The organism is Aquimarina rhabdastrellae, assembly GCA_947387485.1.
GTDB lineage: Bacteria > Bacteroidota > Bacteroidia > Flavobacteriales > Flavobacteriaceae > Aquimarina.
Map to the genome: position 1 here is coordinate 1 of CANDNT010000013.1, position 17,020 is coordinate 17,020.

General features: G+C 31.3%; 17 protein-coding genes and 2 tRNA genes. 2 read left to right on the plus strand and 17 right to left on the minus strand.

The genetic code is table 11. From position 1 onward, the window contains the following. Position 1 precedes the first annotated feature (1 nt). Together ACYEKI_RS16360 and ACYEKI_RS16365 are read left to right on the plus strand one after the other, a co-directional pair. A tRNA-Lys gene (locus tag ACYEKI_RS16360) sits at positions 2-74 on the plus strand. A 43-nt stretch (positions 75-117) separates the two neighbouring features. Beyond that, positions 118-201 (plus strand) — tRNA-Leu (locus ACYEKI_RS16365). Positions 202-457: 256 nt separating this feature from the next. On the opposite strand, the gene ACYEKI_RS16370 is transcribed toward ACYEKI_RS16365, so the two are convergent. The 17 genes from ACYEKI_RS16370 to ACYEKI_RS16450 all read right to left on the minus strand — a co-directional run bounded on the left by ACYEKI_RS16370 (position 458) and on the right by ACYEKI_RS16450 (position 17,013). Beyond that, a complete protein-coding gene (locus ACYEKI_RS16370) occupies positions 458-1,018 on the minus strand; it encodes a TlpA family protein disulfide reductase (RefSeq protein WP_459212280.1) in 561 nt (186 codons plus the stop codon). 87 nt (positions 1,019-1,105) lie between these two features. Continuing rightward, positions 1,106-2,017 (minus strand): anti-sigma factor domain-containing protein, encoded by a 912-nt coding sequence (locus ACYEKI_RS16375; RefSeq protein ID WP_459212281.1) that lies wholly within the window; start codon positions 2,015-2,017, stop codon positions 1,106-1,108. Positions 2,018-2,078: 61 nt separating this feature from the next. Continuing rightward, the gene (locus tag ACYEKI_RS16380) at positions 2,079-2,756 is read right to left on the minus strand and encodes a Crp/Fnr family transcriptional regulator (protein WP_459212282.1); all 678 of its coding nucleotides are present in this window, start codon (positions 2,754-2,756) and stop codon (positions 2,079-2,081) included. Positions 2,757-2,829: 73 nt separating this feature from the next. After that, positions 2,830-3,465, minus strand: a complete 636-nt coding sequence (locus ACYEKI_RS16385) for a Crp/Fnr family transcriptional regulator (protein WP_459212283.1) — start codon at positions 3,463-3,465, stop codon at positions 2,830-2,832. 229 nt (positions 3,466-3,694) lie between these two features. Beyond that, positions 3,695-5,152: a nicotinate phosphoribosyltransferase gene (locus ACYEKI_RS16390; protein ID WP_459212284.1), complete on the minus strand. Its 1,458-nt coding sequence runs from the start codon at positions 5,150-5,152 to the stop codon at positions 3,695-3,697. A gap of 90 nt (positions 5,153-5,242) precedes the next feature. Further along, positions 5,243-5,977, minus strand: a complete 735-nt coding sequence (locus ACYEKI_RS16395) for a metallophosphoesterase family protein (protein WP_459212285.1) — start codon at positions 5,975-5,977, stop codon at positions 5,243-5,245. A gap of 68 nt (positions 5,978-6,045) precedes the next feature. Beyond that, positions 6,046-6,585 (minus strand): RNA 2'-phosphotransferase, encoded by a 540-nt coding sequence (locus ACYEKI_RS16400; RefSeq protein ID WP_459212286.1) that lies wholly within the window; start codon positions 6,583-6,585, stop codon positions 6,046-6,048. 422 nt (positions 6,586-7,007) lie between these two features. After that, positions 7,008-7,526, minus strand: a complete 519-nt coding sequence (locus tag ACYEKI_RS16405) for an O-acetyl-ADP-ribose deacetylase (protein WP_459212287.1) — start codon at positions 7,524-7,526, stop codon at positions 7,008-7,010. Then, entirely contained in the window at positions 7,523-8,158 is a 636-nt protein-coding gene (locus tag ACYEKI_RS16410; RefSeq protein ID WP_459212288.1) for a DUF4291 domain-containing protein, read from the minus strand. Before ACYEKI_RS16410 ends, ACYEKI_RS16405 begins: the two co-directional genes overlap by 4 nt. 6 nt (positions 8,159-8,164) lie before the next feature. Further along, a complete protein-coding gene (locus ACYEKI_RS16415) occupies positions 8,165-8,710 on the minus strand; it encodes an NADAR family protein (protein WP_459212289.1) in 546 nt (181 codons plus the stop codon). Beyond that, a complete protein-coding gene (locus ACYEKI_RS16420) occupies positions 8,707-9,654 on the minus strand; it encodes an ADP-ribosylglycohydrolase family protein (RefSeq protein WP_459212290.1) in 948 nt (315 codons plus the stop codon). The genes ACYEKI_RS16415 and ACYEKI_RS16420 overlap by 4 nt, the downstream gene beginning before the upstream one ends. A gap of 12 nt (positions 9,655-9,666) precedes the next feature. Beyond that, the gene (prs, locus tag ACYEKI_RS16425; RefSeq protein ID WP_459212291.1) at positions 9,667-10,485 is read right to left on the minus strand and encodes a ribose-phosphate diphosphokinase; all 819 of its coding nucleotides are present in this window, start codon (positions 10,483-10,485) and stop codon (positions 9,667-9,669) included. Positions 10,486-10,626: 141 nt separating this feature from the next. Next, the gene (locus ACYEKI_RS16430; RefSeq protein WP_459212292.1) at positions 10,627-11,307 is read right to left on the minus strand and encodes an NUDIX hydrolase; all 681 of its coding nucleotides are present in this window, start codon (positions 11,305-11,307) and stop codon (positions 10,627-10,629) included. Between the two features lie 142 nt (positions 11,308-11,449). Further along, a complete protein-coding gene (locus tag ACYEKI_RS16435) occupies positions 11,450-13,714 on the minus strand; it encodes an aconitate hydratase (RefSeq protein ID WP_459212293.1) in 2,265 nt (754 codons plus the stop codon). A gap of 303 nt (positions 13,715-14,017) precedes the next feature. Then, positions 14,018-14,452, minus strand: coding sequence for a hypothetical protein (locus ACYEKI_RS16440; RefSeq protein ID WP_459212294.1), 435 nt, complete (start codon positions 14,450-14,452; stop codon positions 14,018-14,020). 202 nt (positions 14,453-14,654) lie between these two features. Then, a complete protein-coding gene (locus tag ACYEKI_RS16445) occupies positions 14,655-15,608 on the minus strand; it encodes an AAA family ATPase (protein ID WP_459212295.1) in 954 nt (317 codons plus the stop codon). Positions 15,609-15,612: 4 nt separating this feature from the next. Continuing rightward, positions 15,613-17,013 carry a peptidylprolyl isomerase gene (locus ACYEKI_RS16450; RefSeq protein WP_459212296.1) on the minus strand — a complete coding sequence of 467 codons (1,401 nt, stop codon included), beginning with the start codon at positions 17,011-17,013 and terminating at the stop codon, positions 15,613-15,615. Positions 17,014-17,020 lie beyond the last annotated feature (7 nt).

The following is a 17,020-nucleotide window of genomic DNA, read 5'->3' on the forward strand; positions in this document are numbered from 1 at the left end:
AGACCGAGTAGCTCAGTTGGTAGAGCATCTCCCTTTTAAGGAGAGGGTCCTGGGTTCGAGCCCCAGCTCGGTCACTTATTCTATTAGTGATTTTACTTCTATATACGGTCACTATTAGCCCAGATGCTGGAATTGGTAGACAGGCATGGTTGAGGGCCATGTGTCCATTAGGGCGTGTGGGTTCGACTCCCACTCTGGGCACATTTAAATTTCTTTTTTCAAATTACATTTCAATCATTTTTTATCATTAATAAGATTATATTCTTATTTATAGTATTTAATAATTAATTTTAAGGTATTGATTTGAGCTTTTCTATATAAAAACCACTACACATATACTTTATCATTAAATAGTTGCTTATATGCGCTAATACGGTAATAAAAAAGGTATAACTAATTGTCATACCTTTTCATTTTTATCTTTTTGGTTTATTTAATAGCTGTTTTTATTTTCTTACTATTCTTTTATTAGTTTATCTAATAGTTCTCGCGTACTACTACTATTCCAATCAGCTGCACCAATCTTGTCTACAATAATAGTCCCTTCTTTATCTATAACATAAGTTGTTGGCAATGATTTTCCGTTTAGAGGTTTTGGTGCACTGGTTAAAGCTCTGTATATAGGAAAATCATATTTCTTATCATTCATAAATTTATTCAGCTCTGGATCATCATCTGTAGTTACAAATAAAAACACAACCTCATCTTTATAATCATTATATACCTTTTGAAGTGATGGCATCTCAGCAATACAAGGAGGACACCATGTTGCCCAATAATTGATTAATATTACTTTTCCTTCTGTCTCTTTAAAATTTATAGATGGGGTATTAACACCATGCAGTTTCCAATGATATCCTTCAATTTTGGTTCTATCTTCTACTGCTACTACACTTGGACTAAAAGAAAATATTCTTGTTAAAAAAATTTGCATTAAACCTCTTGTATTAGGTATAAGGAATAATACTATAAAGATTGCAAATACAATATTTGAGATTTTGTTTTTATCAAGTTTCATTTAGGTATATTAAAAATTAGGTTTTATAAAAAAAACGAAGCGCGATCAAGGATCACGCTTCAAAACTAACAAAAAAACAACAATGAACTATCTTGAGACACTTCCTGATGGAAATGAGTCTATATTTAGTTCTAATGTATTTGTATCTGGCAAACTATTAGCGGCTGTTCCTGCTAATGGTTTCAGAGTAAATGGCGCTGGTGAGTTGTCTGGAAACGGTTCTACAGTAATTACTACTGTTCTGTTTCTAATATCTAATGGAAATGTAAATCCATTAGGTGCATTTCTGAAAAAGTCTTCTCCTGGTAATTGTGGTCCCATTGAAGCTGTTTCACTAAATCCATCTTGTGCTCCTGCATTATCATCACTTGTATCAAATGCCGTAAAAGTTCCTGTTGATAATGGTCCATCTTGAGTTACTACCCATCCTTCATATTTCCATCCTTCGCTTAATGTAGGTAACATTAAACTTGCAGCGGGTGGCATTCCTGGAGTTCCAAACCATACTCCATATTGATCGTTACCGTTATTAGGTGTACCTGGAGCTTCATCTGTAGGAGTTCTTAAGAAAAATGTTCCTGTAGAACCAGTAAATCCATCTGCCGCTACTGGCATAAGATCTACAGTTGCTGTGTTATTTCCAGCTTCAAAAGGTGCTCTTAAATATTTTGTTGCTGCTGGTGCTGGGTCTGGATCTGGTACTGGTTCTATAGTTAAGACAAAAGCTGTTGCTGCTTCTAAGTTTGAACTTAAAACCTCAAAAGATGTTTGTGATAAAGTTCCTGAAGCATTTACATTAAATGTTCCTGTAGAAACAGGTGCTCCATTGACAATCACCCATCCTTCATAAGTATAATCACTTCCTAAATCTTCTAATCCTGATAAGTTTAATGTAAGATTTGAGTTGTTAATTACATTTCCTGCATCATCATCACTACTACATGATGCCACTATTAATCCAAGTGACAAACATCCTGCTAAAATTCCTTTTTTTATCATTGCTTTTTTATTTTGATTATGCAGGATAAAATTACTGTACAGGATTTAATTAAAATGTTAGCTAGCTAACATTAGCTGTTTTTAGCATTCTAAGCTCTCTTCTATTAAAGTCTATTTGATTCTGTTCTTTTAATTCATTCATGATAATATTAAGCGTAGGTCTTGAGGTACCTATAAGCGTAGCTATATCTTTTTGTGTATATGGATGCCTTATAATGACATCTCCTGTGTTTTCGCAGGATCGACCATAATCTTCTTTTAATTCATCCAAAAATTCAAGTAATCTAGTCTTTGTATCTTTAAATAATAACAAATGTAGTCTACGTTCTAATCGTTTAAATCGCATACCAATAAATTTGTAAATACGTAAACTAAACGATTCATTATCTCTCATCAATTCGTGCATGGTATCTACACCTATCGGACAAATTGAAGTTGTGTTATCTATGGATTGAGCAAACTCTGTTCGCTTATGTTCTCCTAGTATAGCTTTTTCTCCAAAGATTTCTCCTTTGGTTAAAATAGCTTTTATTATTTCATCTCCTTCTTCGGAATAATATCCGATTTTCACCTTCCCTTTTTCTATTAAATAAATCTTATTAGAGGAATCTTCTTCAAAATAAATGTAATCGCTTTTCCTGTAGGCTTCAAATTCATGATTTTCTTGATATGCTCTAAATTTATGGGGGCACAAGAGCTTAAAAAGATTAGAATCCTCAAAGAACCAAATCGAATTCATAATCAATGTGTTAACTTGTTAGTACTATTATGTCGTTTTTTTTAACATATCCTTACATTTTTTTTATGATTATTTATTGCGTACTCTGTATCTCTATTTTATAGTTTTTATACTGTATTAATTCTAATTCTTTTAATGATTTCATAGCTGTATTTAATCTTGTTCTGGATGTTCTTATCAGGTTAGCCAAATCATTTTGTTTATACGGATGTTCTATTATTAATGCTTTAGTTTCGATATCACAATAAGAGAGATGATGTTTCTGTAATTCTTCAAAAATTAACCACAGCCTAGTTCTTATATCATTATATCTCAATATATGTAATCTTTTTTCTAATCGTGAAAAACGATTATATATAATGTGATTAACTTCTTGTTTTATCACTTGTTCGTTTTTCATTATTTCTACAATTTCGTTAGTCGAAAAACTTATTAATTCTACAGTACTATCTGCTTTGGCAAATTCTGTTCTTGTCGAAATTCTAAGTATTGATTTTTCGCCAAAAAAATGTCCTTTTTCGATAATATATTTTAAAATTTCATCTCCTTTTTCTGCATAGTTTCCTATTCTTATTTTTCCTTGCAAAATAAAATACATCCTTCTTGAAGCTTCATTCTCACGATATATATATTCATTCTTATCATATATCCTGTTTTTTCCTCTTTTTAAATAAGCTTCAAATCTATTAGTTTGAGAAAATATACTCATTTTTAATTTTATAGTCAACTTATAAAATCATGAGCTATAGTATCTCATAAGCATTTTCTATCTAAGTATAGATAAAATCATGTAGTAATCATATATGAGGTAGTTATGCAGCTTTACTACATTTGTTTACACGAGTGTTTTCCCTTTTTCACCTTACGTGTTTATTATATAAACGAAAAATAAAGGTTTTATATTGTTTTTGTCAGATACTTGAAATCATTCTTACTCCTTATATAGTTGTTTCTTTTTGTATATTATTTCTTACTTCTTTTAAGGATGTTTCTCTTATCAGTTTTCCGTTCTTGAAGACAGTTTTTAATATCCCCTCTTTTTCTTCTGCTATTGAGCATTCATCTTTAAGTACAATCTTATTATTCTCCCTTTTAAGTTGTATTAATCCTTTTGCAGATTTTTTTGTTCCATCATCAGTAATTGGATCTTTAAATATAGCTCTTCCTTCTCCATTAATTTCTACGTATGTAGCTTTCATGGCAAATCCAAAAGTATCTCTTGTATTATATTGATATGTAAAACTACCTATACCCAAAACTACATTGGTCGTTGCAAAACCCTTTTGTTTTAATTGTTCACAGATCTGTTGTGCTCTTTCTAAGGTAATACTATCTCCATAAATTGCTCCTATTTTAGGGTTCAATACTTTATATCCTTGTTCATTAACATATCCTCCAAACTCATCCCATAGGAGTTCTATAACGCCTTTGGCTATTATAGCATTTTCATGATCACACCCACATAAAATTGCTACAGGATCACCAGAATCAGGTCGAATTACCAATTTCCCATCTCTGTTTAAAATTTCTTCTTTAAGCTCTGGTAAATATTGAGTAAGTACTTTCCATAAATCCCAAGTATCTGACACCACTGACAAAATTCCGTTAGGATATGTTTTTAATAACCTTTTAAACGTTTCTATTTCATCGTCTTTACTACCAGCGCACATAACGCTATGTTCTGTAGCATTAACACTACCTATAACAACTTCTTTAAAGATATCTGCATTATAATATTCTTCTAGTGTTTTACTTACCATCAAAGTATCACTACCAGAAAAAGCCAATGCATGTCCCATTCCGCTAAGGATAGCTGATTCTGTTCCCGACATTCCTCTCATCGAAAAATCATGTCCTTGCCATTGTACAAAATCGATATTGTCTTTATCTGTTTCTAAAGCAAATTGTTTTAATATCTTTAAGTACTCTAAAGCTATTGTTGCCGACGTACAGGATTGCCATATGATATTTGATATCAATGTTTCTATATAATTTGTCAACCAAAAAAACTCTGGTTTGGTATTTACTATAGTAAACATAGGAACTCTAATCGGTACAATACTACCTTCTGGTAATGCTTTTATCTCAATAGGCAAATATCCTAAATCATGTAAATCTTCTATATGTTTTACATCATAATCTACTCCTAGATATTGATCTACATAACGCTTATATTCTGTTGTTACTAAAGCTTTAGGTTGTTGAAAAAACGCAGTATCAAATTGTTTTATTAAATATTCTTTTATAAAGTATTGTAATCCAAAAAATACCACTTCATTTATACCTTTTATTCTACTTTTTCTCGGTGTCCAATTTGAATATACTTTGGTTGTTCCTTGAGGATATTGTTCTTTATGTCCTAATTTATAACCGTCTGTCAAAAGTAATGGATTCATGTTATTTTATTTTGCGTTATTTATACGCAAATATAATTTATTTTTAGAATTATCACTTATTATTATCAAATTTTAACATTAGGATTAGTATTAATTCCTTCCTTTTTCGCGAGGATAAAGCTCTCTTACAATATCACTTTGCCAATACTCTTTTGTATCAACATCAAGAATGGTAAGCCTACCTGTAAAACCTGCACCTGTATCTATATTCCATAGCTTATAGGCTTGAATTGGTGTTGTTGTATTATAATTTGTTGTAGCGGTATGACCAATAAAAATCTCATGATAATGGCTAAAACGTTGTGGTTTTATTTGGTCATCTTCAAGTTTATTATCTTCGACTTTATGAGCTAATAAAGCGGTTTCCCATAATCTTCTATCCCAATAATAATTAGATTCATATTCTTCTTGTAATACGCCATGCATAGAAGTAAAACCCGCATGTATAAATAATCTATTTTGTTGATCTATGTAGTAATTTTTTAACTGCTTAAAAAATTGCTTATGACTTGGTGCAGTTATTAAGCCTGATTTAATATAGCTTTCTATTGTAGCTTCTCCTCCGTGAGCTAACCAAATAGGATTAGTCTTTCCTTCCTCTAGCCATGAACCACACCATACATCATGATTTCCCTTAATAAAAATGCAATTGTACTCTTCGTTTAATTCGATTAAATACGTTATAGTTTCTGCAGCTTCACTCCATCCATCAACATAATCTCCCAAAAAAATTAAAGTATCTGTAGGGTTTAATTGAACTCGTGTTATTATCTGATCCAAAGCTTTATATCCCCCATGAATATCGCCTATAACTAATGTTCTCATTCTTTTATTCTTTCTCCTAAAATAATTCCAATTTATTTTTACTCGGAGTTTTATGATTTAAACCTATATTAAATTTTAATATACAGTGATGGTACATGATCTGTAAGCCAAACACCATTTTGAGAACGATAAAATTTAATATCAGATTCATGCATTTTTTTTGCATCTATAGTTAATATTACAGGCTTCCCTCTTCTTGATCCTACCTTGGTAGCTGTTTCTATATCTTCGCTTAAATGCACATGATGCCTTTGCATTTTCAATAACCCTTGTTCTTGTATCACTGGAAGAAATTTTGCTATAGTTCCGTGATATAAAATCGCAGGTGGTTTTTGCTCTTGGTATCCTAAATCTACTTTGACCGAATGTCCTTGACTTGCTCTAATCAAGGTTTTATCTTCGTTTAAACTAAATCTTTTTTTATCATTTTGTGCTACAACTTGATATAAAATTTCTCTATTCAATCCAGGAAAACGTTTATTTGCTTTTTGAAGTAATATATCTATTGATGTCCATCCTTCTTTATCCAATTGGATTCCTATTGTTTGTGGTTTGTGCCTAAGTATTAGGCTTAAAAATTTACTGATTTTAATGTGATTGTGTTTCATTTCGTTTTTGATTGATTAACTGTTTTAATCTATTGTTTTCTGGATATTTAAATTGTTCTCCAAAATATGCTTTGGTAATTTTTATCTCTCCAATTATATTATTATTGAATTCCTGAAGTTCCTCCGAAGGAATCCATAGTTCATCATGAATTTTCCCTCCTACATTTTCTACTTTATATTTTTTTATAAACGTTTTATTTATATTAAACTGTGTAACAAACCCCGAATAACCTGATCCAGCATCATCTAAATTCCATTTAGTAGCTATCTCTATAGCATAAGCTTCGTTTAATACAGGATAAAAAATAGGTTGCCAATCTAATCGAGGTGGAAATTCTGTATAATTGGATTGATGTATTAATTCTAATTCAAATAGTCCTACAGGTCTATATAATACTGTTCATTTTTTGATTGATACTTTTTTAACTTTTTAAAATCTCTTTATATAAATTATAATTTTCTTCGTCAAAGCATACAAATAGTACTTTTTCGATCTCGTTTATATTTTCAAAATTTTGTACAGTAGCTATAGCTATCTTTGCTGCTTTATCCTTAGGAAATCTATATGTCCCCGTACTTATATTAGGAAACGCTATGGTTTTAACACTATGTTTAACAGCTAAATGTAACGCGTTTGTATAGCAATTAGCTAGTAAATCTTTTTCTTTACGTTCTTTCTCTCCTCCATTATAAATAGGTCCTACAGTATGAATTACATAATTCGCATCTAAGTTTCCTGCTGTAGTAATTACAGCTTCTCCTATTTTACATTTTCCTTGTGTATTTCTAATTTTTTGACAAGCTTCTAATATTGCTTTTCCTCCTCTTCTATGAATTGCACCATCTACTCCTCCACCTCCTAATAATGAAGAATTTGCTGCATTAACAATAGCATCTACAGCAACTTTTGTTATATCTCCTTTTAATAGTTCTATTTTCATGTTATCTGTAGAAATGTTTTTAGTTCTTGATCTTCTATTAAAAAAGGTTTTTCGTGAGGTAATGTTAGTTTATCCAACTCATTATTCATCACAAATTTCCTCTGTTCTTCTACATAGGCAGATATATCTTCTATTTCTATAATATCCTTCTTTGCATAACTTTTAATAAATTCATTTCGTAATCCTATTTGAATCGCTCTTCTCTCTAATTTATCTCCATATGGATTATGATCTGGATCCCATTGTAATCTTACATCTGATTCTTTTATTGCTTTCTGCCAATTTTCTCTACTATCATATAGAGATGCCTTATATGATGAATATACCGCATGTTTTAAGTATTTTAAAAAAGCTTTTTTATTTAAATGAATAGCTAAAACCACTTCTTGTCCATGTTTGGTTCCCCAACTATTTCGATACATCATCCATAAAAAATTAGGTTTGACCCATGTCATTCGATCTAAACTAAATGCTCCTCCAAAATATTGATTTATTACTGCAAAACCCCCTATTTCTTTTCTATAAGATTGATATACTATAATTTTTTCTTCATCATATTGCGCCATAATATGATGTCCACTTGATGGCCATACTTTTTCCTGTTCTTTGTAGTTTTTTAATTGAATCTTCATTATTTTTTATGTTATCTCATCTCTCACTTCCATTAATGCAAATCCTAATAAATTCTCTCCTCTCCATTGTAATGGATTGATTGCATCTTTATGATCTTGCGCTATTCCTATTCCCCATATAGCATCCATAGGACTTGCCTCTACTAAAATTCTATCTTTTGTTTGCTTTAAAAATATTTTCAATGCTGTATTTTGGGAAAACTTGTATTTATTGGCTTCTTTTACAATCTCATATTTATGTTTATCCCAAATTGCAGTATCAAAGTTTTTAACCTTTCGTCCTAATTTTTTAGCTTCATTGGGATGTTCACTATTAATGACTTCCTTAGTAATCTTAAGGTCATTGAATAATTCTGCTTTCTTTGCCATCATATAATGTTCTGCTGTTTTATAAATTACACCTTTGATTTCAAATTTTGCTGGATACCATTGACTAAAACAACTTTTATCTATTATTCCTTTTACTTTGGGAGTATGTCCCCAAAAAAAGAGGTATTTTAATTTTTTATCTTCTTGAAATTGATTTTGTATCTTATCTAAAGTATATTTCATTTTTTATGTTCTAAACTTTTTGAAAACCGCTCTATCAACTGTTCTATATCTTCATTTCTCAACAATTGAGATTTCCATTTTTCTGGAATCTGATCATTTCCATAATATAATCCAGCTAATCCTCCGGCAATTGCAGCTATAGTATCAGTATCATCTCCTAAATTAGCTGCTTTTAACACTGTTTCTTCATAACTGTTTGATGTTAAAAAACACCATAATGAAGCTTCTAAAGTATCAAGTACATAACCACTACTTTTTATATCTTCTCTTTTAAAACCCTGAATATTACTTTTTAAAACTTTACTAAATAATGTAATTTCTTCAGGATTAAAACCTTGATTATAAGCATACTCTATCATCAGCATTTTAATTTTATCTAATACCTCAAACTTATCAAAACCAGTAATCAAAAGTCTAGCATATTCAACATATATAAAACAAGCAAAAACAGCTCTAAAATGTGCATGAGTTATAGTTGATACTTCTTTTATTATCGTATATCTTTTATCAATATCATCTTCTTTGTATAAATAATATGCTAATGGTAAAATTCTCATTAGTGATCCATTTCCATTAGAATATTCATCAAAACCACCCGTGACCTCTGGGCTTTCTCCTTGTTTTAGTAACTCAATAGATTTTCTTGTGGTTATTCCTATATCAAAAACATGTCCTCTTGGTGTCCATAGTCCTTTATCATACCAATCCTTAAATTTTTCAGCTATATCTAGTAAATTAAATCCTTTACATAAACTATCCATTGTACATAAAGTCATCGAACTATCATCTGACCATGTTCCTGGAGGTTGATTATGTGTTCCAAATCCAATCATATCAGTAATCGGATTTTTATCTAATTCGGTTCTATACTTAAACTCAACAGGTACACCTAATGCATCTCCTACAATCAAGCCTAAAATTCCACTTTTTACTTTTTCTAACATAACTGTTCGTTTTTATAATTTGATTTGTTGTATTTTTTGGTCTTCTATATCCCTAAAGGAATTTGTTGTGATGATATGGCCAAAATGTTCACTCAATGCTTCATATCCTCTACTAAAAATTCCGTGACTAACAATTAAACTAATCTCTTTTGCTCCTTTCTTTTTTAATTCTTTTGCTAATCCCAAAAAAGTTCCTCCTCCATCACAGATATCATCTACAATTACACAATGTTTTCCTTCTAGGCTATCTTCATATACTTTAAACCCTGACAATTCACCTGTTTTTACATCTCTTTGTTTAGAGCATTCTATTACTTCTATTTCGCCGATACTCTGAGCTACTTTGTATATCTTTTTTAAAGCTCCACCATCTGGTGAAATCAAAACTCGGTTTCCATCAAGTTGCTTTATTGCTTGTTTTACAAACTCATGATTGTCTATAACTTTTACATTATTTAATAAAGCAGGAGTTACTTCGCTATGCGGATCAAAAATCGTTACACAATCATATCCTTGTGCATTTATTATATCTGCATATACTTTAACACTTAATGCTTCTCCTTTAGTCATTATCCTATCTTGTCTAGCTGCTGGAAAATATGGAATGAATAACTCAATTTTCTTTACTCCCATTCTTTGCAAAGCATCTGTAGCTATTAAAATTAATCCTACATCATTAAATGATTGTATTCTATGTGTAATACATATATGATCACTTAATACTTCTTCTAAAATTTTGATATGCGGTTCTCCTCCATTAAAAACAAAATGTTCAAAATTTATTGAAGTTTTAAATGGCGTAAAATCTGAATCTAAATGTAGGTATTGCATAATTGTGTTATTTATACGCAAAACTATAATGATTATTTCTATCTACAAAATATTTTGCGTCTTTTTTACATTAATTATTAAAACCATAAAAAAAGCTATACAAATTATGTATAGCTCTTATGTTTTATAATTGACGTATTTTTATTTAATATCAAAAAGAAATCCTTCTTCTTTTAATTTAAAATACTCTTTCTTTTTAAATTGAAACAAATTAGCTGGTCTACCTCTTCCTTCTGATACTTTTTCTTCTAATTCTTTTAGTATATTGAAACTTAATATTTTCTTTCTAAAGTTACGTCGATCTATACTTTTTTCTAATATAGTCGTATATAGTTTTTCTAAATCTGAGAATAAAAATTTATCTGCCAACAAATCAAAACCTATAGGCTCATATGTTAATTTATTTTTTAATCTCTTTTTGGCAATTTCTAATATATGTAAATGGTCAAAAGCTAATTCTGGTAATCTATCTATAGTAAACCAGGCTACATCTTCTGCATCAGTATCTGCTTTTATCTCGTAATTTTCTGGTTTAACCAGAGCAAAATAAGTAATACTGACTACTCTATTACGGGGATCTCTATCTGGTTTACCAAACGAATATAACTGCTCTAGATAATTAACTTTTACATTAGTCTCTTCATGCAATTCTCGTACTACAGCTTCTTCTAGGCTTTCATGCTCTAAGACTAATCCTCCTGGTAATGCCCATGAATTCTTAAATGGTGCTACTTTTCTTTTAATCAGTAACACATTCAATTGTTTGTCTTTATATCCAAAAACTACTGCGTCTACCGCAACTTTAATTTGTTGTTGTATCATTATTGCAAAATTAAAAAATAGAATGAATTGTTTCTCTATTTCTTAGTCTATTATATTGCATAACAAAAACCTCTTTTAGCATAGCCAAAAGAGGTTTTATTTTTTTATTTAAAATAATAAGTATTATCTCAAATTGTTATGATTAAGCATTTTGCTTCTTTATTAAGTTTAATGCAGATCCTTCTTTAAACCATTCGATTTGCGGTGCATTATACGTATGGTTTAATTTGATTGTATCTGTAGCACCATCAGCATGAACTATTTCTAGTGTTAATTGCTTTTCTGGTGCAAACTCGTTAAGATCTACAAAGTTAAATGTATCATCTTCTTGGATTAAGTCATAATCATTTTCGTTTGCAAATGTTAATCCTAACATCCCTTGTTTCTTAAGGTTAGTTTCATGGATACGTGCAAAAGATTTAACGATTACAGCTCTTACCCCTAAGTGACGAGGCTCCATTGCAGCATGCTCACGAGAAGATCCTTCTCCATAGTTATGATCTCCAACTACTACAGTAGGAATTCCCTCTGCTTTGTACTGTCTTTGTACTGTAGGTACTCCATCATAATCCCCTGTTAATTGATTTTTCACGAAGTTAGTCTTCATGTTATATGCATTTACAGCACCAATTAAACAGTTATTAGAAATATTATCTAAATGTCCACGGTAACGTAACCAAGGTCCAGCCATAGAGATATGATCGGTAGTACATTTTCCATGAGCTTTTATTAATAATTTTGCTCCAGTAATGTTCTCACCATTCCATGGCTCAAACGGAGTTAATAATTCTAAACGTTCTGAATCTGACGCTACTTTTACCTCTACTCCAGAACCGTCTTCTTCTGGTGCAATATATCCAGCATCTTCTACCGCAAAACCTTTTGATGGTAATTCCCATCCTGTAGGCTCATCAAGCATTACTTCTTCTCCGTTTTCGTTAATTAACTTATCTGTTAACGGGTTAAAGTCTAAACGTCCTGAGATTGCTACAGCTGCTACCATTTCTGGAGAAGCTACAAAGGCATGCGTATTAGGGTTACCATCTGCACGCTTAGCAAAGTTACGGTTGAATGAGTGAATGATAGAGTTCTTCTCTTCTTTATCTGCTCCTTCTCTAGCCCATTGACCAATACATGGTCCACAAGCATTTGTAAAGATTTTTGCATCTAATTTTTCGAAGATATTTAAGATTCCATCTCTTTCTGCTGTATAGCGTACTTGCTCAGACCCAGGGTTGATTCCAAATTCTGCTTTTGTTTTCAATCCTTTGTCTATCGCTTGTTGAGCAATTGAAGCTGCACGAGATAAATCTTCATAAGAAGAGTTTGTACAAGATCCAATTAATCCCCACTCTACTTTTAATGGCCAATCGTTTGCTTTAGCTTTTTCTGTCATTGTTCCTACAGGAGTAGCTAAATCTGGTGTAAATGGTCCGTTTAAGTGTGGTAATAATTCTGATAAGTTAATTTCGATTACTTGATCAAAATATTGCTCTGGATTAGCATATACTTCATCATCTCCTGTTAAGTATTCTTTGATTTCGTTTGCTGCATCAGCTACTCCATCACGTCCTGTAGCACGTAAATAACGTTCCATAGACTCATCATATCCAAAAGTAGATGTTGTTGCTCCTATTTCTGCTCCCATGTTACAGATAGTTCCTTTACCTGTACATGACATAGAAGTAGCTCCTGGTCCAAAATATTCTACGATAGCTCCTGTTCCTCCTTTTGCAGAAACGATTCCAGCTACTTTAAGAATAACATCTTTAGGTGCTGTCCATCCAGATAATTTTCCTGTAAGCTTAACTCCTATTAATTTAGGGAATTTAAGCTCCCACGGCATTCCAGCCATTACATCAACAGCATCTGCTCCACCTACTCCTACAGCTACCATTCCTAATCCTCCTGCATTTACTGTATGAGAATCAGTACCAATCATCATCCCTCCTGGGAAAGCATAGTTTTCTAATACAACCTGGTGAATAATTCCTGCTCCTGGTTTCCAGAATCCGATTCCGTATTTATTAGATACAGATTCTAAGAAATTAAATACTTCGTTACTTGTATTTAATGCTGATTGTAAATCTTTATCTGCACCTACTTTTGCTTGAATTAAGTGATCACAGTGTACTGTTGTTGGTACTGCTACTTTATTTTTTCCAGCTTGCATAAATTGCAATAAAGCCATTTGTGCTGTGGCGTCCTGACATGCGATACGGTCTGGTGCAAAATCTACATAATCTTTTCCTCTTTTGAATGCTTTGTCGGCTTTACCTTCCCACAAATGAGCGTATAAAATCTTTTCTGCTAATGTTAAAGGTCTTCCAGTGATTTCACGTGCTACATCAACACGTTCTTTCATCTGACTATAGACCTTTTTTATCATATCGATATCAAATGCCATAAACTATTTTTTTTAGTATTGAAAGTTTTGCGAAAATACGAATTTTTGACTATTATATTAAATGTGTAGCTAGTTTGTAATGAGTCTACATTTTTTTATTTCATTGAAAAAAACACCCTCCTTATTTTTTGAATAATGCATTTTAACCTATCCTAAAATATCATTTTGATAAAATTCATTCGTCTCTCTTTACCTTCTTCATTATCATTTTCCTAAAAATCCATTCAAATTTTAACATTTTTTATAAAAAAAGTGGAACCAATCGCTTGATTCCACCTTCAATAATGATTCCCCAACACACTATTATTCTTTATTTTTCTTATGCTTTCTTTTTGAGTATTGTTTATGCTCTTTAATCTTCTTATACTGTTTTAATTGTTCTTCTGTTAATGTACTTTCGAATTTTTCTGATCTAGCTTTCATTTCTTTTTTATGCGCATCAACCATAGCCTTCTGCTCTGAAGTATACGAAGCTTTTAATGCTTTTTTCTTTCCTGTTCTTGAAAGGTCTTCATTCTTCATGATTGCTTTTTGCTCAACACTCAAAGTTGCTTTAAATGCTTTTCTATGCTCTTTTCTAAATTCTCTATTCTCTTTAAGTACTGCTTGCTGATCTTCGTTTAAACTTTGATAAAATTCTTTATGTACTTTGCGTTTGTGATATGCTTTTCCTTTTTGCGCTGTTGCATAGGTTGTACTTATTAAGACCATTACAACCATCACTATTATTTTTTTCATTGTATTCTTCATATTATATTTTTTTCTGTTTTTATCTTGTCTTGTTATTATGAACGTTCTTTTCTAAGACTATTCTTTTTTAAAAAGGTTTAATCTGTTTTTAAAAAAAGTATATTTTTAAAGGTCATAATCTAATTAAGAAATAAAAAAAGCTCCAACTTAATTAAGTTGGAGCTTTTTTTATTTCTTGTATTTCTTTTATCTAGAATAAGCTTTTTATTATATCTTCTATACTTATTCCTTCTGCTTCGGCTTTATAGTTTTTAATCATTCTATGTCTTAATATTCCTATACTTACCGCTTGAACATCTTCTATATCTGGAGAAAATTTGCCTTTAATTGCTGCATGTGCTTTGGCTGCTAAAATTAAATTTTGCGAAGCTCTAGGCCCAGCTCCCCAATCTATATATTTCTTTACTTGTTCTCCTGCTGTATCTTCTTTTGGTCTTGTTTTTCCTACTAAACCTACAGCATATTCAATCACATTATCTGCTACAGGGATTCTTCTTATCAATTGCTGAAATGCTATAATTTCTTCTCCTGTAAATAATGGATTAACCTCTTCTGTTTTATCTCCTGTTGTGCTTTTTACTACTTCTACTTCTTCTTTAAAAGTAGGGTATTTTAACTCTATAGAGAACATAAAACGGTCTAATTGTGCTTCTGGTAAAGGATACGTTCCTTCTTGCTCAATAGGGTTTTGTGTTGCTAATACAAAATATGGTAAATCTAATTTATAGTGATTCCCTGCTACAGTAACCGAACGTTCTTGCATTGCTTCAAGCAAAGCCGCTTGAGTTTTAGGTGGTGTACGGTTAATCTCATCTGCCAAAATGATATTTGAAAATACAGGCCCTTTTATAAATTTAAAATGTCTCGTTTCATCCAGTATTTCACTTCCTAATATATCACTAGGCATTAAGTCTGGTGTAAATTGAATTCTTTTAAAGTTTAAACCTAATGCTTTAGAAATTGTATTTACCATTAAGGTCTTGGCTAATCCAGGAACTCCTACTAATAAGGCATGTCCTCCAGAAAATATAGATAATAAAATTTGATCTACAACTGCTTCTTGACCAATAATGATTTTTGCTATTTCTTTTTTAAGTTTTTGATGTTTACTTACCAGATTTTCTACTGCTGCAACGTCTGACATATTTTTATTTTTCTTTTTTTAACCAATTTCCATTGTAATCGCAATTTCTGTATTCTCCGTTGACTTTGATATATGTTTCATTAATTTTTTCTTCTTGCCATTTTGTTATGGCATCAATCTGCTTCTTACGCAATGCTAATTCTTGAATCTTAGTATAATCTTTAACGTAATCTGCTATATGCTCATCATGACGATCTAAAACAGTAATGATTTTAAACTTTTGCTGTCCTTGACGATCTTCATCAGTGATCACTAATGACACTTCACCTTTTTTCAACTTTGATACTTGATCATACAATATAGGGTCTATTTTGGTAAGTTCAAAACGTGTATCTCCTGTTGTAGGGTTAATTAATTGACCTCCATCTTCTTTAGTTTCTTTTTCGTCACTAAACTCTCTAGCTGCTTCTTTAAAATCTAATTCGTTTGCAACTATTCTTGCTCTAATCGAGTCAATCATTTTCTTTGCTTCTCCTATACTTTTTGTTGTAGGTTCTGGCTTTAATAAGATATGTCTTACATCTACTTCTTGTCCTCTAATCTTTTCTACCATTAAGATGTGATATCCAAAAGTAGTTTTAAAAGGCTCACTTATTTCTCCTTCTTGTAGACTAAATGCTGCATCTTTAAATTCTTTTACAAAGGGATCTGTACGTTTTAAAGTATATTTCCCTCCATTAGGTCTTGATCCATAATCTTGAGTATACAATACTGCCTTTGTAGCAAAACTACTTCCGTTTTCTAGTACATCTGTTCTGTATTGATTCAATCTATCTAATACTTCTTGTACATTTTCTTCTGGAACTTCTGGTTCTATTACAATTTGAGCTAACTCTAATTCTGTTCCGAATTGTGGTAATGAATCTTTAGGAATATTATCAAAATATTGACGTACTTCTTCTGGTGTAATTTCTACACTTTCTACAATTTTAGAACGCATTCTATCAGATAATACATTTGATTTATTGATATCAAAAAGTTCTCTTCTAAATTCTACCATATTATCTTTTTTGTAGAATTTTAAAACTTTTTCTGTTGTTCCTAATTGTTGTGTCATTACAGAGATTTGCTGATCTACTCTTGCATCAATTTCGGCATCTGCTATAATGATACTATCTTGAACGGCATGGTGCGCATATAATTTATTTTCAAAAAGACTTCCTGCTAATTGACATCTTGATACACTTTCTACAGAAACTCCTTCGCTCTTTAATTGCTCATAAGCGATATCTATATCACTGTCTAACAAAACGTGTTCTCCTATTACTGCCGCTACTCCGTCTATTTTTTTTCGCTCAAAAGGTTTTACTTCTTGAACTACTGGTTCTTGTGGTGTAATGGAATCTTGAGTTGCAACTGCTTTTTCATTTACATCTTCTATAGCTGGTGATTCTTGTGCTGTCATTGGTATT